Source organism: Salinimicrobium sp. CAU 1759, assembly GCF_054482715.1.
This window is the reverse complement of record NZ_JBTLRK010000001.1, coordinates 2001202-2027064: the sequence shown is the minus strand read 5'-3', so window position 1 is coordinate 2027064 and position 25863 is coordinate 2001202. Positions and strand designations below refer to the sequence as shown.

Annotated in this window: 23 protein-coding genes; 9 read left to right on the top strand and 14 right to left on the bottom strand. The window is 42.4% G+C overall.

Features of this window, described 5'->3' with window-relative positions; genetic code table 11:
- Positions 1-29: 29 nt before the first annotated feature.
- The 9 genes from panB (at position 30) to ACXYMT_RS09100 (ending at position 6647) form a co-directional block, all read left to right on the top strand.
- Positions 30-848: a 3-methyl-2-oxobutanoate hydroxymethyltransferase gene (panB, locus tag ACXYMT_RS09140; RefSeq protein WP_459058771.1), complete on the top strand. Its 819-nt coding sequence runs from the start codon at positions 30-32 to the stop codon at positions 846-848.
- A gap of 40 nt (positions 849-888) precedes the next feature.
- Positions 889-1311 carry a hypothetical protein gene (locus tag ACXYMT_RS09135; RefSeq protein ID WP_459058770.1) on the top strand — a complete coding sequence of 141 codons (423 nt, stop codon included), beginning with the start codon at positions 889-891 and terminating at the stop codon, positions 1309-1311.
- A gap of 92 nt (positions 1312-1403) precedes the next feature.
- Complete coding sequence (locus tag ACXYMT_RS09130) at positions 1404-2102, top strand: CPBP family intramembrane glutamic endopeptidase (RefSeq protein ID WP_459058769.1); 699 nt, start codon at positions 1404-1406, stop codon at positions 2100-2102.
- Positions 2099-2539 carry a hypothetical protein gene (locus ACXYMT_RS09125; protein ID WP_459058768.1) on the top strand — a complete coding sequence of 147 codons (441 nt, stop codon included), beginning with the start codon at positions 2099-2101 and terminating at the stop codon, positions 2537-2539. Before ACXYMT_RS09130 ends, ACXYMT_RS09125 begins: the two co-directional genes overlap by 4 nt.
- The gene (locus ACXYMT_RS09120; protein ID WP_459058767.1) at positions 2536-2952 is read left to right on the top strand and encodes a hypothetical protein; all 417 of its coding nucleotides are present in this window, start codon (positions 2536-2538) and stop codon (positions 2950-2952) included. The genes ACXYMT_RS09125 and ACXYMT_RS09120 overlap by 4 nt, the downstream gene beginning before the upstream one ends.
- 11 nt (positions 2953-2963) lie before the next feature.
- The gene (locus ACXYMT_RS09115; protein ID WP_459058766.1) at positions 2964-3662 is read left to right on the top strand and encodes an RluA family pseudouridine synthase; all 699 of its coding nucleotides are present in this window, start codon (positions 2964-2966) and stop codon (positions 3660-3662) included.
- Positions 3663-3732: 70 nt separating this feature from the next.
- Positions 3733-4449: an energy transducer TonB gene (locus ACXYMT_RS09110; RefSeq protein ID WP_459058765.1), complete on the top strand. Its 717-nt coding sequence runs from the start codon at positions 3733-3735 to the stop codon at positions 4447-4449.
- 17 nt (positions 4450-4466) lie between these two features.
- The gene (locus ACXYMT_RS09105; RefSeq protein ID WP_459058764.1) at positions 4467-5192 is read left to right on the top strand and encodes a hypothetical protein; all 726 of its coding nucleotides are present in this window, start codon (positions 4467-4469) and stop codon (positions 5190-5192) included.
- A gap of 51 nt (positions 5193-5243) precedes the next feature.
- Positions 5244-6647, top strand: coding sequence for an aldehyde dehydrogenase family protein (locus tag ACXYMT_RS09100; protein ID WP_459058763.1), 1404 nt, complete (start codon positions 5244-5246; stop codon positions 6645-6647).
- Here ACXYMT_RS09100 and ACXYMT_RS09095 read toward each other — a convergent pair.
- The 14 genes from ACXYMT_RS09095 to ACXYMT_RS09030 all read right to left on the bottom strand — a co-directional run bounded on the left by ACXYMT_RS09095 (position 6644) and on the right by ACXYMT_RS09030 (position 25859).
- Entirely contained in the window at positions 6644-8170 is a 1527-nt protein-coding gene (locus ACXYMT_RS09095) for a bifunctional GNAT family N-acetyltransferase/carbon-nitrogen hydrolase family protein (RefSeq protein ID WP_459058762.1), read from the bottom strand. The genes ACXYMT_RS09100 and ACXYMT_RS09095 overlap by 4 nt on opposite strands.
- A gap of 211 nt (positions 8171-8381) precedes the next feature.
- Positions 8382-9239 (bottom strand): 5-oxoprolinase subunit C family protein, encoded by an 858-nt coding sequence (locus ACXYMT_RS09090; protein ID WP_459058761.1) that lies wholly within the window; start codon positions 9237-9239, stop codon positions 8382-8384.
- Positions 9232-9963 (bottom strand): 5-oxoprolinase subunit PxpB, encoded by a 732-nt coding sequence (gene pxpB / locus ACXYMT_RS09085; protein WP_459058760.1) that lies wholly within the window; start codon positions 9961-9963, stop codon positions 9232-9234. The genes ACXYMT_RS09090 and pxpB overlap by 8 nt, the downstream gene beginning before the upstream one ends.
- A complete protein-coding gene (gene pxpA, locus ACXYMT_RS09080; protein ID WP_459058759.1) occupies positions 9963-10700 on the bottom strand; it encodes a 5-oxoprolinase subunit PxpA in 738 nt (245 codons plus the stop codon). Before pxpA ends, pxpB begins: the two co-directional genes overlap by 1 nt.
- 2 nt (positions 10701-10702) lie before the next feature.
- The gene (locus ACXYMT_RS09075) at positions 10703-11926 is read right to left on the bottom strand and encodes an Nramp family divalent metal transporter (RefSeq protein WP_459058758.1); all 1224 of its coding nucleotides are present in this window, start codon (positions 11924-11926) and stop codon (positions 10703-10705) included.
- Complete coding sequence (locus ACXYMT_RS09070; RefSeq protein ID WP_459058757.1) at positions 11923-13074, bottom strand: DUF2891 domain-containing protein; 1152 nt, start codon at positions 13072-13074, stop codon at positions 11923-11925. The genes ACXYMT_RS09075 and ACXYMT_RS09070 overlap by 4 nt, the downstream gene beginning before the upstream one ends.
- Positions 13075-13082: 8 nt before the next feature.
- Positions 13083-14621, bottom strand: a complete 1539-nt coding sequence (locus ACXYMT_RS09065; protein WP_459058756.1) for a YifB family Mg chelatase-like AAA ATPase — start codon at positions 14619-14621, stop codon at positions 13083-13085.
- A gap of 180 nt (positions 14622-14801) precedes the next feature.
- Positions 14802-15659, bottom strand: a complete 858-nt coding sequence (locus tag ACXYMT_RS09060) for a BadF/BadG/BcrA/BcrD ATPase family protein (RefSeq protein ID WP_459058755.1) — start codon at positions 15657-15659, stop codon at positions 14802-14804.
- A 49-nt stretch (positions 15660-15708) separates the two neighbouring features.
- Entirely contained in the window at positions 15709-16710 is a 1002-nt protein-coding gene (gene gap, locus ACXYMT_RS09055) for a type I glyceraldehyde-3-phosphate dehydrogenase (protein WP_459058754.1), read from the bottom strand.
- Between the two features lie 20 nt (positions 16711-16730).
- Positions 16731-17717, bottom strand: coding sequence for a 6-phosphofructokinase (gene pfkA, locus ACXYMT_RS09050; RefSeq protein WP_459058753.1), 987 nt, complete (start codon positions 17715-17717; stop codon positions 16731-16733).
- A gap of 124 nt (positions 17718-17841) precedes the next feature.
- Positions 17842-19278 carry an alpha-amylase family glycosyl hydrolase gene (locus ACXYMT_RS09045; RefSeq protein ID WP_459058752.1) on the bottom strand — a complete coding sequence of 479 codons (1437 nt, stop codon included), beginning with the start codon at positions 19276-19278 and terminating at the stop codon, positions 17842-17844.
- 11 nt (positions 19279-19289) lie between these two features.
- Positions 19290-21695, bottom strand: a complete 2406-nt coding sequence (locus tag ACXYMT_RS09040) for a glycoside hydrolase family 31 protein (protein WP_459058751.1) — start codon at positions 21693-21695, stop codon at positions 19290-19292.
- A 5-nt stretch (positions 21696-21700) separates the two neighbouring features.
- The gene (locus tag ACXYMT_RS09035; RefSeq protein WP_459058750.1) at positions 21701-23542 is read right to left on the bottom strand and encodes a glycoside hydrolase family 13 protein; all 1842 of its coding nucleotides are present in this window, start codon (positions 23540-23542) and stop codon (positions 21701-21703) included.
- 10 nt (positions 23543-23552) lie between these two features.
- Positions 23553-25859, bottom strand: a complete 2307-nt coding sequence (locus tag ACXYMT_RS09030; protein WP_459058748.1) for a glycoside hydrolase family 65 protein — start codon at positions 25857-25859, stop codon at positions 23553-23555.
- Positions 25860-25863 lie beyond the last annotated feature (4 nt).

Genomic DNA, 25863 nt, shown 5'->3' with positions numbered 1-25863 from the left:
TACTTTTACCTGAATTTAATTTTTACCCTATGTCAGTCGCTAAGAAAGAGTACAAACGCATAACCACAAAATCGCTGGTTGAAATGAAGTCTCAGGGAGAGAAAATTTCCATGTTGACTTCCTATGATTTTTCAATGGCAAAGATCGTGGATGGGGCCGGCATTGATGTAATTCTGGTAGGCGATTCGGCCAGTAATGTGATGGCAGGGCACGAAACCACGCTTCCTATTACTCTAGACCAGATGATCTATCACGCTGCCAGCGTTGTGCGGGCAGTTGAACGTGCACTTGTAGTTGTGGATCTTCCCTTCGGAAGTTATCAAAGTGATCCCAAAGAAGCTTTGCGTTCTGCGATAAGGATTATGAAAGAAAGCGGCGGACATGCAGTAAAACTGGAAGGCGGAAAGGAAATTAAAGATTCTGTAAAGCGAATTCTCAATGCCGGAATTCCGGTTATGGGTCACCTCGGACTAACTCCGCAGTCCATCTATAAATTTGGAACCTACACCGTTCGTGCCAAGGAAGACGCTGAAGCAGAAAAGCTGAAGGCTGATGCTCTTATGCTCGAGAAAGCCGGATGTTTTGCTTTAGTGCTGGAAAAAGTTCCCGCCAAACTGGCAAAAGAAGTGGCAGAAAGCCTTACCATTCCAGTGATTGGAATTGGCGCCGGAAACGGAGTGGACGGTCAGGTGCTCGTGGTTCACGACATGATAGGTATGACACATGAATTTAATCCGCGGTTCTTGAGGAGGTACCTGGATCTCTATTCAGAAATGACAAAGGCTTTTGAGCAGTACCGGGATGATGTGAAGAGCAGGAATTTCCCTTCAGATGACGAACAGTATTAGAAGGTAGATTTTAGAAATTAGAAGGACGAAGTTGACTTTTATGAAGATAAGGTATTCAAAAAGTAGAATTTTCTTAAATGGTGCTTTGGGAGCAACATTTGCTATTTTTGGAGCCTTAAAAGCTTTCGAAGGAACAGCCGATTATTTTCACTATGTTCAGCTAATCCTCGGGCTATTGATGGTAGGTAGTTTTTTTACCGAAAGAAAATTTGGGTACTTAAAAATTGAAAATGGGATCCTCACAAAATATTCAGTAAGAAAAAGATCCATTTCCCTCTCGAAAATCAATGGAATACGGTCCCTTCCCGGAAGGATGCAAATAGCCACTCCAGAAAAAAATTTTAATATCAATGTTTCAGTTATCGATAAAGAGTCTTTAAAAGACCTATACAAAACCCTTGGATCTCTGGAACTCGAATCTCAACAAAACCCATTTACCGGCTGGTCTCCGGCCAGTTCTTAACAGGTATGGGTATAAGAAAAGCTGTCTTACTCAGTCTCCTTTTACTCGTCTTTGAAACGGCTATTCATCTGCTCTCTTATACTATTTTCCATATGCGAGAGAATCAAAATAGTCTGAATCACCTTATGGGCGGTACTCTGTTAACCGCACGCATTACAGCTTATCTTACTATCTTTTATTTCTTCTGGAAGAAAGAAGATGCAAAAATAAATTGGAGTTTTAAGAATTTGAAACTACCTGTACTTTTCTCTCTTCTCATTATTCTTGTTGGAACCGAATTTTTTATTCGCCCTTTTCTTGACCTGTTAAGAATGTTTGAAAACACTTCTGTAGATTTCATGTACTCCGGGTATAGCACCTACGGAATATATTCAGTCATCACAGCTTTATTAGTAGCTCCTGTCCTGGAAGAATTATTTTTCAGAAAATTCTTATTTCAGAAATTATTGCTGAAAAACGGCTTTTTGACAGGAATTATAATCTCATCATTTTTGTTTTCGCTCATTCACTGGGAAACTCCGCTAAACCTTATTCCGGCATTTTCCTTTGGATTAATAAGCGCATTTATTTATTACAGAACAAGAAATGTCATCTATTGTATAATACTTCACTTTCTATACAACGGTGTAAGTCAGCTAATCAATTATAAGGCGGAATTGTACTCCGATTGGCTGAACTGGCTCAACTTCGGAATTCTGTACTGGAGTTTATTTATCTTCGGAATTATTATTACTTTATTTGCGTTGCAGCGCATCCCTTTTAACCGAAGTTCGGTAACTTCTAAAAAATGATAGTTAACTACAAAAGAAAATATCTCTTAAGTGATCTTATAATAGGATCTCTATACCTCTTGGCCGGCGTTGCGGGATTTATTTTTCAATCTAATCCATTTAGCCTTATATCTAATACCTTCTTTTCTTTTGCAGGTTTCTTTCTGCTCGGCTCCTATTTTTATAAGCAGAGATATCAGTATCTAAAATTCGAAGAAGGAGTTCTGACATGCCATATTTACGGCAGCAAAAATATATCTGTAATGCTCCAAGAGATTACCGGAATCAAAAAATTTACAGACGAAATCACCTTTTTGACGCCGCATAAAAAGCTAAAGGTCAGCACGAAATTGATTGACAAAGAAGACTTGCCTGCTTTTAAAGAATTCCTGGCTGCTTTAGATCTTGAACCGGAAAAAAATCCCTTTTCTGAGCCTGCTAAAAAATCTCTTATATGATAGTCAAGTACCCCAAGAAGAGAATATGGAAAGAGTTGCTCCTGGGGTCATTTTTTTTCATCCTGGGTATTTATTTTGCCGTTAGTGAGCCGGAGAATACTTTCCGCTATGGTTTTATTCTTGTTGGTCTGCTTCATTTGATTTCCGGTATTTACCAATTGAACGTGCCTTACTTAAGGTTCGACAATGGCAAGGTTACAAGAAGCGGATTGATATCCCGATCTATTTCTCTTTCTGAAGTGGCAAGGATCCGTAAATTTGCGGGGGATTTTACATTTTTTACTGCTGAAAAGAAATTGAAGATCAATTCAGAATTAGTAAACAAAGATCAAATTAAGGAACTTGATGAGCTGATGCGCTCCCTGGAAGTTCCTTTAGATGAAACTCCTCCCAAAGAATATAAATACAGCTAAATTTCCCTTTTTTGACAGATAAGATAATTTCCACTCCGCAAAACCTGCAAGTCCTTTACGAAGATAATCACTTGATCATCGTGAACAAACGTCCCGGTGATATTGTGCAAGGCGATAAAACGGGAGACGTGCCGCTAAGTGAGGTGGTAAAGAAGTATATAAAGATCAAATACGATAAACCCGGAAACGTTTATCTGGGAGTGGTTCACCGCCTGGATCGCCCCACCAGCGGAATAGTACTATTTGCTAAAACTTCAAAAGCGCTTCCCCGACTCAACAAGCTGTTCAAGGAAAAGGATGCGAAGAAAACCTATTGGGCAATAGTAAAAAATGCACCTCCCAAACAAGAGGATACGCTGGTTCATTTCATGAAGCGAAATCCAAAGCAAAACAAATCTTACGCCCACATTAAAGAAGTACCGGATTCCAAAAAAGCCATTTTAGACTACCGTGTCCTGAAGAGCCTCAACAACTATTTTCTGCTGGAGATCGACCTGCACACGGGCAGACATCACCAGATACGGAGTCAATTGTCTGCCGTAGGCTGTCCTATAAAAGGAGATCTCAAATACGGTTTTGACCGCAGTAATAAGGACGGCAGCATTCACCTTCATGCGAGAAAACTGGTTTTTGAGCATCCGGTAAAAAAAGAGAAACTGGAAATTATTGCGCCCACTCCATTAGATCCAATATGGAAGGCTTGTTTATGAAAAATTTCCCTTTACGGTTTTCCTTTAGTTCTTATAAAGTTTTTGTAGTATTTTTCGCTTTTATTTTTTCATGAAAAGCTATTTATCTCTTTCGTTTTTTCTCCTTTTTAGCCTGCACATTTTCTCTCAGGACACAATTTATCGACTAAAAAATGGTAAGGAAACTCAGGACCGGACCCTTGCCAGTCAATTTGAAGTTCTTAACAAGGATTCTGATAACCGAGATGCAGGATATCGTAAAGTATACTATACGTCTGGTCAAGTCATACTCGAAGAATACTTTAGTAGCTTTAAGAAGAAAATACGAGAAGGAAAAAGAAAATTGTGGCGCAAAGATGGCAGCCTGTGGAGAGAAAGTGATTACAAAAAAGGTAAGTTGAATGGATATCAAATCTCTTATTGGGAAAACGGACAACTTTTGAGAAAAGATTTTTATAAAAAAGGGAAATTAAAGGAGAAGAATGTTTGGGATATAGAAGGAAACGAGGTTGAATGGTTTCCCATGGAGCAAAGACCGCTCTTTCCCGGGGGAGAAAAAGCACGCATTAAATACATCAAAGCAAACACAAAAAAGCCTGAGGGTGTTCCGGGAGGAAAAGTCAAAGTAGGATTCGTTATAGATGTTGACGGTACCGTGACAGAAATCCGGATAGAAGAAAGCACCTCACCTGGCCTAAACTTAACGGCCTTTAATACAGTTGCACAAATGCCAAAATGGTCTCCGGGAAAACAAGATGGAAAACCGGTAAGAGTCAAGCTAACGCTACCTTTGGTCTTCCGGGATTAAATAAAATTGATCATATAATGAAAAACATATTTACCCTTCTATTTATTTTTACTGTAAGTATTTTATATGCACAGGAAAAGATTTACCTGGATGGCACTTACCAAGAAGTAACAGATCCTTCAAAAGCAGTTTTTTACAAGATTGAAAAAGAAGTAAATTTTGGAGAAATAGATCTTCATAGAAGAACCTATCGAATGAACAATAGTATTTCGGCTGAACAATTCTATTCTACTAAGAATGGAAAAGAAATAAAGTGGGGAAAACATAAATTCTGGTATAATACAGGTGAGCCCTGGTATGAGATTGAATACAGAAACGACGAGCGATATGGAGAATTGATCGCCTGGTGGAAGAATGGAGCGAAGAGGCGTCATGATTTCTTTAAAAGAGGTAAATTAAAATCGGGTACTGTCTGGAATGAACAAGGACAGGAGGTGGAACATTTTCCTTATTGGATCCCTGCCTCTTTCCCCGGAGGAAATGAAGCAATGCAGGCATATCTCAAGGAAAATCTCCCTATTCCCGGAAACCAAAAAATTGGGACCACCGTTAAGGTCGCACTTCTTTTCAACATAAATGAGGAGGGAATAATTGACGAGATCAAGATCATCGATGGTGCCCCCCGGTGGTATAATGCTGTAGCTGTTCAGGTTTTGAGCAACATGCCACGATGGAATCCGGCAAGATATTTTGGAGAACCGCTCCCTTCAAGTTACAGCCTTCCAATAAGCTTTGTGAAATAAGGCAATTATTTCGGCTTTAGTCAGAGAAGTCGTAATTTACAGGGAAAAGAGATGGCCGAAGAAGTAAAGATCGAAACAACGCTTGATATTCCGAAATTACTTACCTCCCAAAAAGCCTTTTTTGAGGCAGGTAATACCCTTGATGTTTCTGAAAGAATATCGAAGCTCAAGAAGCTAAAAAAGCTCATTGAAGCAAAGGAACAGGAAATCTCTGCTGCACTTTTTTCCGATTTCCGGAAACCTGAATTTGAGACCTATGCAACCGAGACTGCATTGATCCTCAGCGAACTCAAGTACACCATTAAAAAACTAAAGAAATGGGCAAAGCCAAAGAAGGTAAAAAGCACCCTTTTTAATTTTCCTTCCAAGGATTATATTTATCCTCAGCCCTTTGGAAATTTACTGGTTCTGGCGCCCTGGAATTACCCATTTCAGCTTAGCGTTTCTCCTGCGATTGGAGCCTTGGCCGCGGGAAATACGGTTGTGATCAAGCCGAGTGAATTTGCTCCCGCAACTTCCCGGCTAACCAAGGAGATCTTTGCTGAAGTCTATCCTGAAGAACATGCTGCAGTGATATTAGGTGGTGTAGAGGCTTCAAAAGAACTACTGGAACAAAAGTGGAATTATGTTTTCTTCACCGGAAGTGTTCCGGTAGGAAGGATCGTGGCCAAGGCCATTGCTCCTAATCTTACACCCTCCACTTTGGAGCTCGGCGGAAAAAATCCCTGTATCATCCACAAATCGGCAAAAATTGATCTGGCGGCAAAGAGGATCGTTTGGGGAAAATTCATCAACGCCGGACAAACCTGCATATCCCCCGATTATATCCTGATCGATAAAAAGAAAAAGACCGAATTCACCGAGGCTGTAAAGAGGGAAATTAAAGCAGCCTTTGGAGAAGAGATTAAAAAGTCACCAGATTACGCCAGGATCATCAACAAAAAGAACTTTGAAAGGCTGCAGGCGATGCTGGAGGGACAAACAATCATCACAGGAGGTGAGACAGCCCCGGGAGAGAATTATATAGCTCCTACGCTTCTAAATGAGCCTTCCCTTGACTCTGAAGTAATGCAGGACGAGATCTTTGGACCAATCCTGCCTATCCTCTCTTATTCAGATGAAGCTGAGATTGAAAAGATCGTCGGCCATTATCCAGATCCATTAGCGTTGTATGTTTTTGCTGAAGACAAAGATTTCTCAGAAGAAACCCTTCAAAAATACCGTTTTGGAGGCGGTGCTTCCAACGATGTGGTAGTGCATATAGCCAATAAGAATCTGCCGTTTGGCGGAGTTGGTAACAGTGGCTATGGCGGTTACCACGGGAAATTTTCCTTTGACACCTTCACCCATAAAAAGAGCATTAGCAAACGGGCAACCTGGCTTGATATCCCGCTGCGATACGCTCCTTACAAAAGAAAGCTTCCACTTATAAAAAAGGTGATGAAGAGACTTTAGTGTTTCTTCAGTTTCAGCGAATAAAGATCTTTCCTGCGATCCTTCATGTTTCTCACACTTCCGAAGTTATGCAGCTCTTTGAGTAGATCCAGATCCACATCGACAAGCAATGTACTTTCGGTATTCGGTGTAGCTTCAGCTTTAATTCCATTTACAGGAAATGAAAAGTCTGATGGCGTGAAAACGGCACTTTGTGCATATTGAATATCCATGTTGTTCACCTTAGGTAAATTCCCGACAGAACCTGCAATTGCCACATAACACTCATTCTCAATGGCCCGACTCATAGCACATAGCCGCACCCGGGAATATCCATTCTGAGTATCGGTCATAAATGGCACGAACATGATGTTCATCCCCTGCTCTGCAAGCAATCTTCCCAGCTCAGGAAATTCAACGTCATAACAAATGAGAACACCTATCTTTCCGCAGTCGGTATCAAAGGTCTTCACCTGGCTTCCGCCTTTCATTCCCCAGGCAGAACCTTCGGCCGGGGTGATGTGAAGTTTCTCATACCGCTCATAACTTCCATCACGACGGCACAAATAGCCCACGTTGTACATGTGCTCTCCAATGATTTGCGGCATGCTACCGGTGATGATGTTGATGTTATAGGTAATGGCAAAATCCACAAAGGTCTCCAGGAGTTTATCTGTATACGAAGCCAGAGACCGGATAGCCTCGGCTTCATTGAGGTGATTATATTCGGCCATTAAAGGCGCGTTGAACAATTCCGGAAATAGAATAAAATCACTCTGGTAATCACTTACAGCATCTACAAAGAACTCAATTTGGGAAACCAGGGCATCAAAATCCTTGAACAATCTCATTTGCCACTGCACCAGGCCAAGGCGAACCACTGTTTTAGCAGTATTTATAAGCTTATCGGGTTTTGTGTAATAGATATTATTCCACTCCATTAGCGTTGCGAACTCCTTGCTTTCATAGTCTCCGGGCAAATAGCCCTTGATGACTTTCTTTACGTGAAAATCGTTGGAAAGCTGAAACGATAGCACCGGGTCATGTATCTCCTTGACCTTTACTTTTTCAATGTATTGTTTCGGAGTAAGCTCTTCGGCGAATTCGGCATAATTGGGAATACGCCCGCCAAAAATGATCGATTTGAGGTTCAATTGCTCGCAAAGTTCCTTTCTTGCTTCATAAAGCCGTCGACCCAGCCGCATTCCACGGTATTCGGGATGAATGAATACATCGATCCCGTAAAGCACATCTCCGGTCTTTGTGTGAGTGGAAAAATTTTCCCCACCCGTGATCTGCTCATATGTATGGTTGTCGTCAAATTTATTGTAGTCAACTATGATCGAAAGTGCACAGCCGGCAATTTTTTCATTGATTATGATACAAAACTGGCCGTCGGGAAACTTCTTTATAAGATTCTTAATCTCTTTCTCGCTCCAGTACTCATTCGGCATGGCATCATAACTCTCGATCATAGAGATCTTAAGTTCCTTATAATCCTTAACGCTCAGGTTCCGTAATTCAATTTTTGCTGACTCTATCACTTGCTATTTTTTTTACAAAGATATTCCTTTCTCCGCTGCTTTTAAATAACTCAGCTTTTCGAAAACTTCTTTTGATTTTCCAATAAATTAAACTTTTGAAGCATTTTATCCAATTATTGCTTCTAAAGATCAAATCGCTTGTTACCACCATTTTTATGTGTCGAAATAATTACAGTAATTTTTCATATGACGTCTTATTTGTTTCTGCTAGTCACTTATAGTCCATTAGTTTGAACTGAAGTTTTTCCCCCGGAAGTTTTTGGGCCAGCGTGTTGATCCCGGCCTGGCTTAACTGAAGAATCCTGGGATACCCACCTGTAGTTTGGCCATCTCTCATCAAAGCAATCAAGGTACCCAAAGGAGTTAGCTGCACCGTTCCCGGAAGAACAGGCCCGGTAAGAATGGGCTCCAGCGAATTCTTGAGTTTTTCCTGAAACTGAATCCCCATACGGTTGCTCTCCTTAGCTGCTGAAAAATGCCATTTTTGAAGCGCTTCTTTTTCTGAAGCTTTTAATAGCTGAAATTCCGGCCCCGGAAATGCTTCAATTACTGCTGAAGTGAGATAGCTATCAGCTTTTACAGCCGAAAAGGAGGAGACGGAAGAAAACTCAGCTTCCAAAAATGGCAATCTCATACCCTTTTCTAACCGGCGGAATTCTGTTATTCCTGCCGACCAGCTTCTGCTGTTCATCACTAACTCCGTTTGAAAACCTCCTTTTATGGCTAAATAAGCCCTGTAGCCAGACTTTCTTTTCCCAAAAGACAATACCTGCCCTGCCTCAACATTGTAAAGCCTGTAATTGTCCAGAGGCTTTCCGTTAAGTTCGGGAGAAAGATCTGCTCCTGCGATTGCAATTTGAGCGGGAGCTAAAAATGCCATTTTTGGCCCCTGCAGGGTTATCTCCAGCACTGCAGCGTCTGGATCATTCCGGAGTAAAAGATTGGCCATGCCCGCCGCCTGTAGGTCCATGGCGCCACCCCTTGGCACACCAAATTCGCGGAAGCCAAATCTTCCCCGGTCCTGAATGCTGCTAAACAATCCTGCATGTAAGATATCCACTTCAGCCATTGTATTCCTCAACTTTGAAGTTAAATTGGCCTTTTTCGACCTGGCTCTCTATTCTCTTATGCTCTTCAAGATCCACCGGATAAAATCTTATCCTGTCTCCGGCTTTGATTTCACATGGAGGATCTAATACAGGATCAAAAAGCGGAACAGGAGAATTCCCGATAATATTCCATCCACCCGGACTCTCCTGAGGATAAATTCCAGTCTGTTTTTCACCTATCCCAACTGCCCCTTTTTCGACCTTTGAACGGGGATGTTTCCGACGTGAAAAATGCAAAGATTCGGGAAGGCCACCCAGGTATAAAAATCCGGGTAAAAATCCTGTAAAATAAACCAGGTAATCTTCAGAAGAATGCAGCTCAATTATTCGCTCTTTTGACAGGTTTTTTGACTCTGCAATTTCAGCCAGATCGAGCGCAAAAATATCATCATAACAAACCGGAATATGAAACAACCGACTTTCAATTTTAAAGCTTATATTCGCCTTTGAAATATCCTCCGGAAGACTGAAAACACTATCATAGACATCTTCTATTGGATTACTGCAAGTTACTAATAATGAGTTGCATGTGTTCGTTATCTCAACCTCTTCTTTAAGTATATTTTCCTGCATAAAATTTTTGATCCCGAGCACTTTCTCAAAGATTTCCGGAGTAATTTCGGGCTCAAATTCGAGCAGAATAGCTCTCTCCCCCAGCCGTTTTATCTTCGGATAATTGTCCATTAAGCTTTGTAGATTTCAATATTTCTGGAAGGTAATTCCCTATGTAAATGTTGGAGAATTTCTACCGAATTTGGAGTGTCTCCGTGGAGGCAAAAAGTGGTAGCAAAAGTGTCAAATTTTTGCCCTTTTTGAGGAGTAATTTTTCCGCTGGAAATCATCGAAAAAAGATGCTCCAAAACCTGCTCTTTTTGAGTGATTAATGCACCGGTTTCTTTTCGGCTTACAAGGGTACCATCGGCATTATAATTCCTATCGGCAAAGGCTTCATACCTCACCTTTAATTTCCCTTCTGCCAGCCGACTTATCACAGAACCTTCCGGAGCATAAAGCACAAGATCATCTCCAAATTCAAGAATAGCATCAATAATTGTTTGGGCGACTTCAGCATTTGAATGCGCATCATTATAAAGAGCGCCATGAGGTTTGACATGAGTGAGAACGGCACCTTCAGCTTCGGCGATCTGCTTCAGTCCCATGATCTGCGCCACCAGAGAGCGTTTAAGCTCCTTTTGTTCCATGGGTATTGAGGCCCTTCCGAAGTTTTCTTTATCGGGAAATGAGGGATGTGCGCCTATTTCAACTCCGTGCTCCATAGCGAGATCAACGGTGTGCTGCATGGTCTCCAAAGTTCCTGCATGACCGCAACACGCTATATTACAAGCCGAAATGAGAGGCATGAGCTCTTTATCGTGCTCCCCTCCTTCTCCAAGGTCGCAATTGATATGTATCTTTTTCATAGCTATAGACTCTCAAATACAGTATAAATGGACCGGGCACCGAGGAAAACAGTGATCGCTATTATTAGAACGCCCAAAATATTTCCCCATAATTTATTCTTTGCACTTCCCATAAGCACCCGCCTGTTAACCACCCAAAGCAGGAAAATAGCGATTACGGGAAGTAATATTCCATTGGCTACCTGCGCAAATTTTATGATCTCCACCGGTTGTAATCCAAGAGAAGAAAATATCACTCCTAAAAGGAGGATCATGGCCCACACCATTTTGAACTTTACTGAAGTTAAGCCTTTTTTCCAACCCATACAACCTGTCACCACATAGGCCGCAGCAAGGGGTGCAGTGATGGAGGAAGAAATTCCGGCAGCAAAAAGTCCTATTGCTATGAACCAGGTCGCATAGCTCCCAAATACAGGTTCGAGACCTGCAGCGAGATCGGCCGCGGTGTTGACATTGACGACACCCGAAGCAGCTGCCGTTATGACAATTGCGAGAGAAACGAGTCCGCCGAGACTAATGCTCCAAAAAAGCTCTTTTTGAGCAGTCTTTAAGGAGCTTCTGTCTTTCCACTTCTCACTTACCAGAGAAGCGTGCAGGAAAAGATTATAAGGCACCACAGTAGTTCCTATCAGGGCCATTACGGTAAGGATCCCTGCGCCCCCATTCCGTGGAATGAAAAGGCCCTGAAGAAGTTTAGAAAGATCGGGTTGCGTGATAACTGCGGTTACCAGAAAGGAGATACTCATGATCGCAACCAGGACAATAAAGACCTTTTCCAGAACCTTATAATTACCAATTGCAAGTAAAGCAAAGGCAATTAATCCTATGATAACACTCCAAATGTTGATCTGGAAAACTCCAATATCTATAACCTGAACAGGCAAAACCGCCGCAATGCCCAGAACAGCACCAGAGATGTTTCCGGCTTCATATGCTGCGTTTCCAATGACTATAGCTGCAAAGATGAGCAGAATGGAAAGGCTTCGAAAAAGCGGATCTTTGATCTCCTCTCTTATGACCTCACTAAGACCTTTTTGAGTTACAATGCCAACCCTCGCAGTCATTTCCTGCAGAATGATACAGGCAAGTATAGAAAGTAGTAAAGCCCAAAGCAGGGAAAACCCGAAGTTTACACCGGCAAGGGTACAAACCGTAACCGTCCCGGGACCAATAAAAGCGGCCGATACCAGCACTCCCGGCCCCAGATTTTTAAGCCATTCTATCAAAGCTCTCTGTTACTTTCCTGAATGGCATACAATGCAAAAGTTCCAAGCCAGTGACCGCCCTCATAGCTGTCTCCCACCAGGTTTGGAAAAGAATAATTTACGTGTTCATTAGCCAAAGACCTGAGGTGGCCGTAATCTTCAGGATATTGATTGGCAAGACCGTAAAGTACCCACCCCCGACTGAAGTTAAGGCCGTCAAGATGCACCAGTTTTCCGTCAGTCCTGTCTGTTACCTCTGCGACTTCCATTGCAAAATTTTTCTTTCGTAACTGCGGAAGAAAGTCTTTCATCCACAGGTTAAAAGTCTTTTTAGGAAGGACACGGCGCATAATATCTACTTCCGAGAGGCAGGGTGAAAGAAAATCAAATCCTCCCGGCTCCCATTCAATTGGGCAGGCGTCATCGTTCAAATAATAATCCTTAGCTCTTTTTTCTATCAACATCCTTAGCTCCTCCCTTTTGGCTGTGACGGCATAATCATGCGCCAGGGCTAAAGCAAAAGCTGTGTTAGTGTGCTCCCCTACCCTAATTGGATAATTTAGCTTTGGTAGAAATTCCTTAAACTTCTCAACCATAAGATCGGTAAGCGGCTGCAGGCTTTGACTCAGTTCTTTAGCCATGGGATCTTCCCACGTTTGCAGTTCTTCCGCAAGTTTTAGTACCCAGGCCCAACCATAGGTTCGCTCAAAGCTACTCTCCTGTTCCCGGCTAAAGTATTTCACTTCTTCCTGAATGTTTTCGGCAGTTAAGGAACTTTGGAGTTTTTCCCTGATTTCCTCAGCCTTTTTCATCTCCGGAAACCGCTTCAGAAGATTCACCATTGCCCAGTGTGCATGTACAGAAGAATGCCAGTCAAAACAACCGTAAAAAGCAGGATGCAATTCCCGGGGTTCTCCAATGTCTCCGGCACCTGAAAGGGTTTGGTTCAATTTGTTGGGATATTCTACATTGATGCAGTTAAGTGGCAATTCCACCAGTTTGTTCGCCTCCTCAACAGTTAAGGCAATGGATTTGGAAGGTTCCAACATAGCTACAGCTTCATCTACAAGGGTGGAGTCCCTGTCAACAGCATCCTCCTCAAGGGATTCATCATTTCCTTTACAACCTACGATCGTGATCAAAGCGATCATTAAAACAATTTTCTTCATAATTTAATTTATCCAAGCCAGCCTTCTCTATCAAGACTACGGTATTGTATAGCTTCACTAATGTGAGCTCCTTTAATTTTTTCTGAATCTTCAAGGTCTGCAATGGTTCGGGAAACTTTAAGAATCCGATCATAAGCCCTTGCCGAAAGATTAAGTCTTTCCATTGCCACTTTTAGCAGGTTCATGGAATCGGGATCAAGAGCGCAATGCTCCCTGATCTGTTTTACAGTCATTTGAGCATTATAATGCACCTTCTCATTATTTGCAAATCTTTCTGTTTGCTTCTCCCTTGCAGCCGTAACTCTTCTCCTTATCTCCAGACTACTCTCTCCCCTTCTCTCATCACTTAGCTTTTCAAAGGGGACAGGCGTAACTTCAATATGAATGTCGATCCTATCCAGTAGAGGTCCGCTAATTTTACTCATGTAACGATGCATCTCTGCGGGAGAGGAAGTTGCTGGAGAGCCGGGATCATTAAAAAATCCACTGGGACTTGGGTTCATACTTGCCACCAGCATAAAACTGGAAGGATAAGTGACTGTAAATTTCGCTCTGGAAATGGTCACTTCCCTGTCCTCGAGAGGTTGTCGCATCACTTCAAGCACACTTCTTTTGAACTCGGGAAGTTCGTCCAGGAACAGAACGCCATTGTGAGAGAGTGAAATTTCCCCCGGTTGAGGATATGCTCCCCCTCCAACCAGGGCAACGTCACTAATGGTATGGTGCGGACTTCTGAAGGGCCTGTGAGCCATTAATCCCACGTTCTCCTTCACCCGTCCCACGACGCTGTGAATCTTTGTTGTTTCCAAAGCTTCGTGCAGCGTCATAGGAGGCAAAATACTTGGCAGGCGCTTAGCCAGCATAGTTTTCCCTGCTCCCGGAGGACCAATTAAAATAATATTGTGTCCTCCCGCAGCAGCAATTTCCATGCAGCGCTTGATAGACTCTTGCCCTTTCACATCGGCAAAGTCGTGCTCAGGATTTTCCAGCTCCTGGAAAAACTCCTTTCGGGTGTCGATGATGGTTCTTTCCAACGGTTCTCCCCTGTCAAAAAAGCGGATTATCTCTTCAATATTTTCAATCCCATAGACTTCAAGTCCGCTCACGATGGCTGCTTCCTTTACATTTTGCTTCGGAAGTATAAAGCCTTTACAGCCTTCTTCTTTTGCTTTTATAGCTATTGGCAAAGCTCCTTTTATAGGCTGCAGACTTCCATCGAGAGAAAGTTCCCCCATTATGACGTATTCCTGAATGTTTGTTGCTTTGATCTGCCCGGAAGCCATCAGGATTCCCATGGCAAAAGTGAGATCATAAGCCGAACCTTCCTTGCGAAGATCGGCAGGAGCCATATTTACGGTGATCTTTTTTCCGGGGAGATTGTAGCCTACATTTTTTAGAGCAGCAGCAATGCGGAAGCTACTCTCTTTCACAGCAATATCGGGAAGGCCTACAAGGTGATATCCAATGCCTGTGTCTACGTTAACCTCCACAGTAATTGTGGTGGCTTCCACGCCAAAGACAGCACTTCCGTAAACTTTTACAAGCATTAAAAAATATTTTTTTTAAATGTAGTAAAAATATGGAGTAAAGATTTGCGAGCTGCTTTTTAAACAAATTTTTGTGATTCTCTAATAATGACACCTGCCAAAAATGTCACTTTTGAAAGACCATAACCAGCAACGGCTGCCAATACCGGCAGCCGTTGCAAAATAATTGGAAGGAACTTTTTATTTTCCGATAATGTGTTTTCGGTAATAGTCCAGGATGCCATCTATAGGTCGCTGCACAAAGTTACCGGGCTCTAAACGGTAAGGTTGTAAAGCATCTTTTACGATGTCCTGCGAAAAATAGGCAATTGATCCCACAAAATGTATAGGCACATTCTGGGCTTCTTTGAAACAAAGCACCCTGTGCTCAATGAAATTCTGCATTCCTTCAGCGATCAACTGATAGAAGTAGCCATTTCTCTCATTTTTAAAGATGAATTCAGCAAAATGTGCGAGATAGGTATTTGGGTTCTCTTTTTTGTAGATGTTTTCCTTTATACTGTCCGAAGAAAGGTCATATTCCTTTTCGAATCTATCGGCCAGGCTTTTGGGCATTTTCTTATAGTAGTAGTCCCTAATGAGTCTTTTCCCGAAGTAATTCCCACTGGCTTCATCCATTAAAATGTACCCAAGGGAATCTACAGCTGTTCTCATAGTTTTACCGTCATAGTAACAGCTGTTCGAACCGGTACCGAGGATACAAACAATTCCGGGTTTGTCGGTAACAGCGTAAACGGCTGCCACCATATCCTCCTGCACTCTTACTTCACTCGCTCCGGAGAAAAATTCTGTAAGAATGGTTTTCAATAAAGCGGTAGGTTTTGGGGTGCCACAGCCGGCACCATAGAAATGGACTCTTTCAACTTTATCCTGAACCTGCTTTAGATCAAGGTTCTCTTCCAGTCTCGCCTCAAGGGTTTCTGTTTTAAATACCGCCGGATTAAGTCCTTTGGTGCGTGTTTTCATTATTTGCTCCCCTTTTGAATCCAGTAAGATCCAATCACACTTTGTGGAGCCTCCGTCTGCTATTAAAATCATAGTAAGAAAGTAGCAAAAAGCCCCGAACACTCAGGGCTTTTCTATTAAATTATTTAAGTGAAGCTACGTGAGCAGACAGTTCTACTAATTTAGCTGAATATCCATACTCATTGTCATACCAGGCAACAAGCTTAAAGAAATTGTCATTCAAAGCAATCCCTGCTCCCGCATCAAAATTACATACGTAAGCATTGGAAACGAAATCCTGTGACACCACTTGTTCTTCGGTATAAGAAACCACTCCTTTATAAGCCCCTTCAGAAGCTTTTTTAAATGCTGCTTTGATCTCGTCATAAGAAGCAGCTTTTTCTGTTCTTACAGTAAGGTCAACAACAGAAACATCGGCAGTAGGAACCCTGAATGCCATCCCTGTAAGCTTTCCGTCCAGCTTTGGAATAACTTTACCAACTGCTTTTGCAGCACCGGTAGAAGAAGGAATGATGTTGATCAAAGCACTTCTACCACCTCTCCAGTCTTTCTTAGAAGGGCCATCTACTGTCATTTGTGTAGCAGTAGTTGCGTGGATAGTGGTCATAAGACCTTCAACAAGGCCAAACTCATCATCAACGATCTTTGCCAGAGGCGCAAGACAGTTAGTGGTACATGATGCGTTAGAAACGATCTTATCATCTGCTGTGATATCCTGGTGGTTCACACCCATCACGTACATTGGAGCATCTTTGGAAGGTGCAGAAATTACCACTTTTTTGGCACCTGCAGTAAGGTGTTTCGCAGCAGTATCTTTCGTTGTGAAGATACCTGTACAATCCATAACGATCTCGGCACCAACTTCATCCCATTTTAGATCTTCAGGATTTTTTTCAGCAGTAATGCGAACAGTCTTTCCGTTAACAACGAGGTTTCCTCCTTCAATTTCCACAGATCCTTTGAACCTCCCATGAACTGAATCATATTTTAAAAGATATGCTAAATGGTCTACATCAAGCAGGTCGTTGATTGCCACGACTTCTACATCTTCTCTTTCACTGGCAATTCTGAAGGCGATCCTTCCAATTCGACCAAATCCGTTTATTCCTATTTTAGTACTCATAATATTGAAATTAAATTTATTTATATGGTGGTGATGTTCAACACCCGTCTCAATTCTTTATCTAAAGGTTTACTACCTTCTATGGCAACTGAAAAGTCTACCGAAGTAACCATTTTATTGGTTATTCCTACCATCACTCCGCTTTCTCCACGCATTATGGCTTCTACAGCTCCTACACCCAATTTACTGGCAAGTACCCGGTCATAGCAGCTTGGAGCACCCCCGCGTTGGATATGCCCAAGTACAGATACTCTTATATCGTAGTCGGTTAAATTCTCTCCTATGAATTCGGCCAGTTCAAAAATGTTCTTTCCACTTTTCTCACCTTCGGCCACTACAATTATGCTTGAGGTTTTTCCGGACTGACGGCTTTTCTTAAGAGAATCCATCATGCGTTCTATTCCCATATCTTCTTCCGGAATAAGGATCTCTTCGGCCCCGGCGCCAATTCCGGCATTTAAAGCTATATCTCCGGCGTCACGTCCCATAACTTCAATGAGGAAAAGGCGGTCATGGGAACTGGCCGTATCCCTGATCTTATCGATTGCGTCAACCACCGTATTTAAAGCAGTATCGTAACCTATAGTATAATCAGTACCATTAATATCATTGTCAATAGTTCCGGGGATCCCTACTACAGGAATTCCATGTTCCTGTTGAAGATGGATAGCACCGGTAAATGTACCGTCCCCTCCAATAACTACGAGAGCATCAACTTCGGCATTTTGCAAATTCTTAAAGGCTTTTGCCCTTCCTTCCTTAGTGCGGAATTCTTTTGAGCGAGCCGATTTTAAGAAGGTACCTCCTTTATTAATTATGTTTCTTACAGAGCGGGCTGTGAGTAATTCAAACTCGCCCTCGATAAGGCCCTGATAGCCTCTGTAGATACCAATACATTCGATGTTATAATATGCGCAACTTCGGGTGACAGCACGAATCGCTGCGTTCATTCCGGGAGCATCTCCCCCCGATGTTAGCACCCCAATTTTCCTGACTTTCTCTATCATGTATGTAAAGCTATTTCAATTCTATAAGATAACCTAATCTGCAATAATTCTCAAACGTTTTCGGTTGATAAAAAACAAAAAAGCCCCTTTTTAGGAGCTTTTTATAAATTTTTTGGTGATTTTTTTAATTATCTGCTAATATAACATAATCCCATGGCGCAAAATGATATTGGTCATTTTCCTGTAATTTAAAATCACTTTTCCCGATATACGGAGTTAGATTTTCGCCAAGCTCCAGCTGGAAATCTACAGGTTTATCTGAGAGATTTGCCAAATAAATAATCTTTTCACCATTCTTTGTTCTTTCGAAAGCCAGTACCTGCTTGTCGGCAGAAGTTTTAAGGCGCGTATAATCGGCGGCTTCCTTAGCTCCATGTAGCGCAGGAGTTGATGTCTTTAACTGTCCCAGTTTCTCAAGCAGCGGCCACATCGTTCCTTTTGTTTTTGGAATGGTGTCCTTCTCAAAGAATTTCAGTCTTTTATCCATATCGTACTCCTGTCCGCTGTAGATCAATGGCATGCCGGGAATGCTGTAGGTTAAGGCAACCATAGCTTCAGCTGCGTCTCCCATTCTCTCGCGAACGGTTCCATTCCAGGAATTTTCATCGTGGTTAGTGACAAAGTTCATTAGGTAATCATCCTCCTGGTAGGTGGTATCGATCTTTTTCATGTACTCATCCCAGGCCTCCACAGTAGCTTTTCCCTGCGCGATCTGGTTCTTGATGTGATGTCCTTCCCAGTTGTAACCCATATCAAAAGCATTGTAGAACAGATCCTTATCCTCAGATTCTGCCAACATGAATACAGGTTTTATTTCCTGAAGTCTTGGCACAGCCTGCTCCCAGAACTCGGTAGGTACTTCTCCGGCTACATCGGCTCTAAATCCGTCAATATCGTGCTCTTCGATCCAGTACTCCATTTCGGCAGTCATTGCCTCCCAAAGCTCTTTGTTGTCATAATTGAGATCTGCAACATCGGTCCATCCCCATGATTCTCCTGTGGCAGGATTTAAAGGATCTACAGGCTCGCCCTGCTCATTCTGCGTATAGAATTCAGGGTGCTCTTCCAGCCATGGGTGATCCCAGCCGGTATGGTTAGCCACCCAATCAAGAATTACGTACATCCCGTTTGCGTGGGCAGCTTCGACAAGCTCGTCAAGGTCTTCCTTGTTCCCAAATTCAGGATTTACTGCAGTGTAATCTGCAATAGCATAGTAGCTTCCAAGATATTTCTTTCTTTCTTCGGGATCTTCTATGTCTTCAATGCTCAGATCACCTGTAGCCTTTCTCCTCACCTCAGAAATAGGATAAATTGGCATAAGCCAAATTACCTTTACTCCCAAATTCTTTAACTGCGGAATATCTTTTGTGAAGGCGTCGAAAGTTCCTTCAGGAGAATACTGCCTGATGTTGGCCTCATAAATAACGGCCGACTCCATGGCTTCATTGGTTACCGGTGCAATGCTCTGTTCTTTCTGAACTTCGGCTACCGGTTGCTCCGGTTCATTTTTACAGGATGCCAGGGTAAGCAGTCCTAGTAATAAAATCGATATTTTCTTCATACAATATAGTTTTAGTTAATAATGGTAATAGTCGTATTTTCTTCTTTTAAAGTAAGTGGTACTGAAACCTTCCTTTCATTTTGGGAATAATCATACAAAACCTTTTGGTTATTCACCCTTACTTCTTTTGGCCTTGTTTCATAATTATGAAGGAAAAGATCCATTTCTTTAAATTCTGAATTTTTTCTGTTTTTTCCCGGCTTTTTCGAAATTTCTAAGATCAACTTCTTCTCTTGTGTCCTGCTATTCAAGTTGAGGATCTCGTAATTTCCATTAGTATAAGTATCCGGTGTTTTGCCATCATCGTGATACAAAATATCCTTGGTTGCACCGGCTTCGATATCAAAAAAGTAATGTAACTCCACATCTTCTGCGGAAAAGTTCTGCGTTGTTTGTAGTGGTTTTGCCATTGGTATAAAAGAACCACCTCTTACAAAAGTTGGAATGTAATCTTCTTTTAACTGAATTGTCGCTGAAGTTCCTCCGGAATATTTATCGCCCGTATAAAAATCAAACCAGTTGGAGCCCTTCGGAAAATAGACCTCCTGTTGAGAAATATTCTCCTGAAGTACTGGTGAAACAAGAAAATTCTCTCCCCATAGATAAGTTCCTGCTACTGAATAAAGCCTGAAATTCTCCGGCTCTTCAAAAAATAAAGGTCTCATTAAAGGAAGACCTTCTGTGGTATTTTTGAAAGCCAGAGTATAGTTGTACGGCAGAAGTCTATACCTTAGCTCAATTGCCTTTTTAGAAAGTTCTTTTGTCGTGGGTTCTCTAAAAACGGGTTCTGAAGGAACTTCTTCCTGGGCATGTGGGCGATATACCGGCTGAAAAACCCCATATTGGAGCCATCTTACATATAATTCATCATTTAGATTATCTCCTGCGAATCCGCCAAGGTCGGAATGCATGTAAGCAAGACCTTGCAGCCCCATTTGAAGAGAGATCTCAGGTTGTGGTTTAAGTCCGCCCCAGCTTCTGTTCACGTCACCGGACCATGGCATCAATCCAAATCGCTGAGAACCTGCTGCCCCGGCACGCATCAGGATAAAAGGCCTTTGTTCAGCAAAAGACCGCTCATAGCCTTCATGGATCATTTTAGCCCAGTAGTGGCCATAAATATTGTGCACCTCGTTGGCAGTACCTGTTGCATGAATAAGATCTTCAGGATGAACTTCGGGCTCCCCAAGGTCACCCCACCAACCGCCGACTCCCATCTCGGTAAGTTCTTCATAGATGTTCCAAAACCACTGTTTTGCTCCGGAGTCAAAAATGTCAATCAAGCCGGTGTTTCCGAAGTAAAAGTCGTAGGTGTAAAAATTTCCCAAAGAATCTTTTGCCAGCACATCTTCCGCTACCGCCTCCTCCCAGCGATTTGAAGTGGTAAGAATGAACGGCTCAGTCACCAAAATAGTTTTTACACCGTCTTCTGCAAGGTCCTGCATCATTTCTTCAGGCTGCGGAAAAGAATCGCTCACAAATTCAAGATTTCCCATTGTCCCTTTGATCTCACGGCCAAACCAGAAGAGGTCAATGATCACCGCATCCACCGGGATATTTTCCTCTCTGAATTTCTCTACAGTCTCCTCGACTTCCTGTCGCGAATGATATCCAAACCTGCTGGAAAAATTTCCCAGAGCCCAACGTGGTGGTAAAGGTTGCCTGCCGGTCAAAAGTGTATAATTACCCACTATATCTTCCCAGGTCTCGCCAACAACAAGCTGGTAAGTCTTTCTCCCCCCTATAGTTTCGTAGGTGAGCGTATTGCTGAAATTACTGTCGAGGTCCAGGAAACCAATGGGCGCATTATCGAAATGCAGCAGGTACTTTTCTGAAGACAGTATTATGGGTAAGGTAAAATTAAGGAGTTCGCTTCTCGTTTCGTAGCCGTAATGTGCCCGATTGTAAAGCTGAAGCTTGTTTCCACGCCTGTTCATTCCAAGAGCACGGGCACCACCACCCAAAAGCACTTCAGATTCGGTGAGATTAAAATCCAGCTTTTCGTGCTCCTCTCCTTTAGTATAACCGCTCTTTTCTGAAATCACCTTTTCCCCGCTGTACAAATAAGTCACCTGAAATGGCATTTTTGACACCTCTATGTCCAGGCCTTCAGAATCAATTACTATTATATTTCCATCTTCAGAAACAGAAAAAGGAACCGCCTGCGGCTCAAGCACTACGGCATGTGATCTATCCGGGTATTCCTCTCCTTTCGGAATGAATGAAGTCTCCAAGATTTCGGGAGTGAAATATCTAAAAATGTATTTGCCATCATTCGTATGTACCTCAACACCGGTATCCGTCTTTTCCATTGCCACAAAATCCCTCTCCGGATTTTGTGCCAGTGCAGAAAAAGACAGGAAAACAAAGGCATTCAAAAATGCCATTTTTAAGAGGTATTTCTGCAATGGCTTCATATGATCTATTTCAATTCAATTACCATTGAGGTTTTTCCGGAAATTTCAAGATTATCGCCAAGCTTGACCTGTTCTTCTGAAATTATATCTTTTCCTGTAGTCGCTCCTGCCAGTCCTTCAGAAAATCTTTCAAGATCCAGCGTCTGAGCTTCAGGATTATTATTAATCACCACCATCACCCGCTCTTTATCGCTATAGCGGAAGTAGACATACACATTATTTTCGGGTATGTACTGCAGTAACTTCCCGTAGTGAAGCACTTCACTGTCCTTGCGGAAATTCAATAGTTTTTTAGTGAAAGAGTGGTAATCATTCTGCTGCTCAGTTCTTTCGGCTTCAGTAAAGGCACTTTGCTCATCACCGGCCCAGCCTCCGGGAAAATCTCTTCGAATATCGGCGTCGCCTTTTGCAGGTTTGTCGCCACGCATTCCAATCTCATCACCATAGTATAGCTGCGGAATTCCGCGGGTAGTCAATACCAGCGTCATTGCTAACTTATATTTCTCAACATCCCCGTCATACTGCTCGTTGATGCGATTTGTATCATGATTTCCTGCAAAGACCAGAAGATTGTAGATATCTGCATACAAGAAGTCATTGGCGAAGTTATCGTAAGCACGCACCATCCCCTGGTCCCAGTGCTGTTCATCTTCATTGAACATCACCATTAGGGCATCGTGCAGCGTGAAATCCATCACTGAAGGAAGATGTGTGTTATAGCTTTGGATAGCACCAACGGGGGAATCTTTTTGCCAGTACGAGATCTGTGCCTGGTCATGCATCCAAACCTCTCCAACTATATTGAAGTGTGGATACTCATCCATTATTGCTTTGGTCCACTTTGCAATTCCATCCTTGTCATTATATGAATAGGTATCAACTCTAAAACCATCAAGACCTGAATATTCAATCCACCAAATGGCATTTTGAATAAGATAATTCAATACCAGCGGATTACTCTGATTAAGATCGGGCATGGTAGATACAAACCAGCCATCTTCATTTAATTTTGTATCAATTCCGGATCTGTGAGGATCAAATTGGGTGGTCATTCGATAATTTGAGTTTTTATATCCGGGAAACTGGTGAATCCAGTCATAGGTTGGCAGATCCTTGATCATCCAGTGTTCTGAGCCCCAGTGGTTGGTGACGTAATCCATGATGAGTTTCATGTCCCGCTTCTCCATTTCTGTAGCCAGGCGCTTGTAATCATCATTAGTTCCATACCGTGGATCTATCTTGTACACATCACTTTGAGCATAGGTATGATAAGAATATGCAGGATCATCGTCTTCAAGCATTGGGGTGCTCCAGATTGCAGTTACACCAAGATCCTCAAGGTAGTCGAGGTTCTGAATAATTCCTTCAATATCACCTCCGTGTCTGCCTCCCGGATTACTGCGATCTGCTTTTTCCTGCAGGTCGGGGTGAGAATCATTGGAAGGATCAGCGTTAGCAAACCTGTCGGGCATGATCAAATAGATGGCATCTGAAGCATCAAATCCCTCCCGCATTGCAGAACCCGGTTCCCGTTCTTTAAGCTCGTAGCTATAAGAGAAGCCTTTTTTCCCCTTTTTGGAAAACCTGATGTCGTACTTACCCGGCGCCAAACCTTCGGTTTGAACCGTTACAAATGCATAGTTAGGATTCTCAGTCTTACGAACATTGCTGATGATCATTTCTTTGGGGGTAGAAACGTCGTATTCAGCAAGATCTTTTCCATAGAACATCAACTGAACTTCGGAATAATTCATGTCGCTCCACCAGAAAGGCGGCTCCACTTTTTCTATTTGAGCATTTATGGAGAAACTTCCTAGGAACAATAAGAGGAAAAAAAACTTCTTCATTTTTATAGTTTTAAACAGTTACCGGCACACTTGGTTCCACCTTTACAGTTTTACCTTTCACAAGGATCTCTAATGGTTCATTTCCTTCCAGAGAGAAACTGGTCTCGGCGGGTGCAACATTTATTTTCAGGATCTGGTCCCTAAAATTAAGTTTGAAGGAATAGCTGTCCCAACCTTCCGGGATCTGCGGATTAAAAGAAAGTTTACCATCTGTTACACGCATACCTCCAAAGCCTTCAACAATACTCATCCAGGTCCCGGCCATACTGGTGATATGGCAGCCTTCTTTAACTTCATTATTATAATCATCCAGATCAAGCCTTGAAGTTCTTAAATAGAACCTGTATGCCTGCTCCATTCTTCCTAAAGCCGCAGCCTGTATGCTGTGAACGCAAGGAGAAAGTGAGGATTCATGAACCGTCAATGGTTCGTAGAAATCGAAATGCTTCTCAAGGTCTTCTATGGAGAAATGATCTTCAAAGAAATAAAAGCCCTGTAATACATCGGCCTGTTTTATATAGCAAGAGCGAAGGATCCTGTCCCAGCTCCATTTTTGGTTGATAGGTCGCTGAGATTTAGGCAACTCTGAAACAGGAATGATCTCCTTATCAAGAAAACTATCCTGCTGAAGGAACACCTGATATTCTTCTGAATAAGGGAAGTACATTTTTTCTGAAACTTCCTTCCAGCCGGCAATTTCCTCATTGGTAAGAGCAGTCATTTGGAGAACCCGCTCATGATCTAAAGCATACTCCTGAGCTACTTTTTCAAGGGATGACAGGCAATAATCAATACACCATTTTGCGATGTAGTTAGTATACCAGTTATTGTTGACGTTATTTTCATATTCATTTGGCCCGGTAACTCCAAGAATAACATATTGGTCTTTTTTGGTACTATAATTTGCACGCTGTTGCCAGAATCTTGCAATAGCGATCATTACTTCCAGTCCTTTTTCCGGGATGTAACTAAAGTCGCCGGTATAATCCACGTATCTTTTTATTGCTACTACCATAGCACCATTGCGGTGGATCTCCTCAAAAGTAATTTCCCATTCATTGTGGCTTTCCTCTCCATTCATCGTTACCATAGGGTAAAGAGCAGCACCATTGGAAAAACCAAGCTTTTCGGCATTTTCAATAGCCTTGTCCAGGTGATTATATCTATAGGTAAGCAGGTTTCTCGCTACATGCTGATCTTTTGTCGCCATATAAAAAGGAATGCAATAAGCTTCAGTATCCCAATAAGTACTACCTCCATATTTTTCACCTGTAAAGCCTTTGGGCCCGATATTAAGTCGGGCATCTTCACCCAAGTACGTCTGATTTAGCTGAAAGATATTGAACCTGATCCCCTGCTGAGCCTTGACATCTCCCTGGATGGAAATATCGGCCATTTCCCAAATCGAAGCCCAGGCTTCTTTTTGCTCCTGAAGCAACCTTTCAAAGCCGGAAGAGACAGCAGCACTCAGCACATCGGAAGCCGCCTGAATAAGATCTGTTCGCTTGTGGTTCATATCGGTCACGTAACCTCCAAACTTGTGGAGATTTACTTTCTCTCCTTTCCTGGCTTGAGTTGTATACCGGAAGATGATCTTTTCATCAAGCGAAACTTCAGTAATTTCTGAATTGACGCTGTTCCCGTTCTTGAAAAGTGCAGACTGCATAAACGCAGTCGCGTGAAATTCAGTCTTTAAAGTTTTTGCTGTTATAAAACCTTTTTCCGCTTCAGTCTTAACTTCCAGAGTTTTCCAGAACTTTTCTTCCCAATTGGCATCTTCATTGGTGATTCCACTATCCAGATATGGCTCAAAAATGACAGTTGCGTCGCTGTTTTTTACAGTAACTTCATAGTTGATTGCTCCCAGCTCATTCCTTTTAAGGGAAAGGAATCTTATCACCTTCACATCTACCTCAAGCTCATTTGACATTACAACAGTAAAGCTGCGCTCATACCAGCCCTCTTTCATGTTGAGTTCCCTGCGAAAATCCCTCACCTCCTTACAGGTAGCCAGGTCCAATATTTCTCCATTGATAAAGACATTGATCCCAATCCAGTTAGGCGCGTTAAGAACCTTAGCAAAATATTCGGGATAACCATTCTTCCACCATCCCACTTTTGTCTTATCGGGGTAATAAACTCCTGCTATGTAACTTCCCTGGAAAGTGTCTCCGGAATACTGTTCTTCAAAATTAGCCCGCTGGCCCATTGCTCCATTCCCAAGACTAAAAAGACTTTCACTAGCCTCTACTCTTCCTGCCTCAAATCCTTCTTCCAGAATTGACCAGTTGCTTGGTTTTATATAATCCTGATTCATCTAT

Excerpts from the sequence above, each read along its gene's own strand:
- panB (WP_459058771.1), top strand. The coding sequence starts at position 30 with ATGTCAGTCGCTAAGAAAGAGTACAAACGCATAACCACAAAATCGCTG.
- ACXYMT_RS09135 (WP_459058770.1), top strand. The coding sequence starts at position 889 with ATGAAGATAAGGTATTCAAAAAGTAGAATTTTCTTAAATGGTGCTTTG.
- ACXYMT_RS09130 (WP_459058769.1), top strand. The coding sequence starts at position 1,404 with ATGCGAGAGAATCAAAATAGTCTGAATCACCTTATGGGCGGTACTCTG.
- ACXYMT_RS09125 (WP_459058768.1), top strand. The coding sequence starts at position 2,099 with ATGATAGTTAACTACAAAAGAAAATATCTCTTAAGTGATCTTATAATA.
- ACXYMT_RS09120 (WP_459058767.1), top strand. The coding sequence starts at position 2,536 with ATGATAGTCAAGTACCCCAAGAAGAGAATATGGAAAGAGTTGCTCCTG.
- ACXYMT_RS09110 (WP_459058765.1), top strand. The coding sequence starts at position 3,733 with ATGAAAAGCTATTTATCTCTTTCGTTTTTTCTCCTTTTTAGCCTGCAC.
- ACXYMT_RS09105 (WP_459058764.1), top strand. The coding sequence starts at position 4,467 with ATGAAAAACATATTTACCCTTCTATTTATTTTTACTGTAAGTATTTTA.
- ACXYMT_RS09100 (WP_459058763.1), top strand. The coding sequence starts at position 5,244 with ATGGCCGAAGAAGTAAAGATCGAAACAACGCTTGATATTCCGAAATTA.
- ACXYMT_RS09090 (WP_459058761.1), bottom strand. The coding sequence starts at position 9,239 with ATGGCTGAAGTGGATATCTTACATGCAGGATTGTTTAGCAGCATTCAG.
- pxpB (WP_459058760.1), bottom strand. The coding sequence starts at position 9,963 with ATGGACAATTATCCGAAGATAAAACGGCTGGGGGAGAGAGCTATTCTG.
- pxpA (WP_459058759.1), bottom strand. The coding sequence starts at position 10,700 with ATGAAAAAGATACATATCAATTGCGACCTTGGAGAAGGAGGGGAGCAC.
- ACXYMT_RS09070 (WP_459058757.1), bottom strand. The coding sequence starts at position 13,074 with ATGAAGAAAATTGTTTTAATGATCGCTTTGATCACGATCGTAGGTTGT.
- ACXYMT_RS09065 (WP_459058756.1), bottom strand. The coding sequence starts at position 14,621 with ATGCTTGTAAAAGTTTACGGAAGTGCTGTCTTTGGCGTGGAAGCCACC.
- ACXYMT_RS09060 (WP_459058755.1), bottom strand. The coding sequence starts at position 15,659 with ATGATTTTAATAGCAGACGGAGGCTCCACAAAGTGTGATTGGATCTTA.
- gap (WP_459058754.1), bottom strand. The coding sequence starts at position 16,710 with ATGAGTACTAAAATAGGAATAAACGGATTTGGTCGAATTGGAAGGATC.
- pfkA (WP_459058753.1), bottom strand. The coding sequence starts at position 17,717 with ATGATAGAGAAAGTCAGGAAAATTGGGGTGCTAACATCGGGGGGAGAT.
- ACXYMT_RS09045 (WP_459058752.1), bottom strand. The coding sequence starts at position 19,278 with ATGAAGAAAATATCGATTTTATTACTAGGACTGCTTACCCTGGCATCC.
- ACXYMT_RS09040 (WP_459058751.1), bottom strand. The coding sequence starts at position 21,695 with ATGAAGCCATTGCAGAAATACCTCTTAAAAATGGCATTTTTGAATGCC.
- ACXYMT_RS09035 (WP_459058750.1), bottom strand. The coding sequence starts at position 23,542 with ATGAAGAAGTTTTTTTTCCTCTTATTGTTCCTAGGAAGTTTCTCCATA.
- ACXYMT_RS09030 (WP_459058748.1), bottom strand. The coding sequence starts at position 25,859 with ATGAATCAGGATTATATAAAACCAAGCAACTGGTCAATTCTGGAAGAA.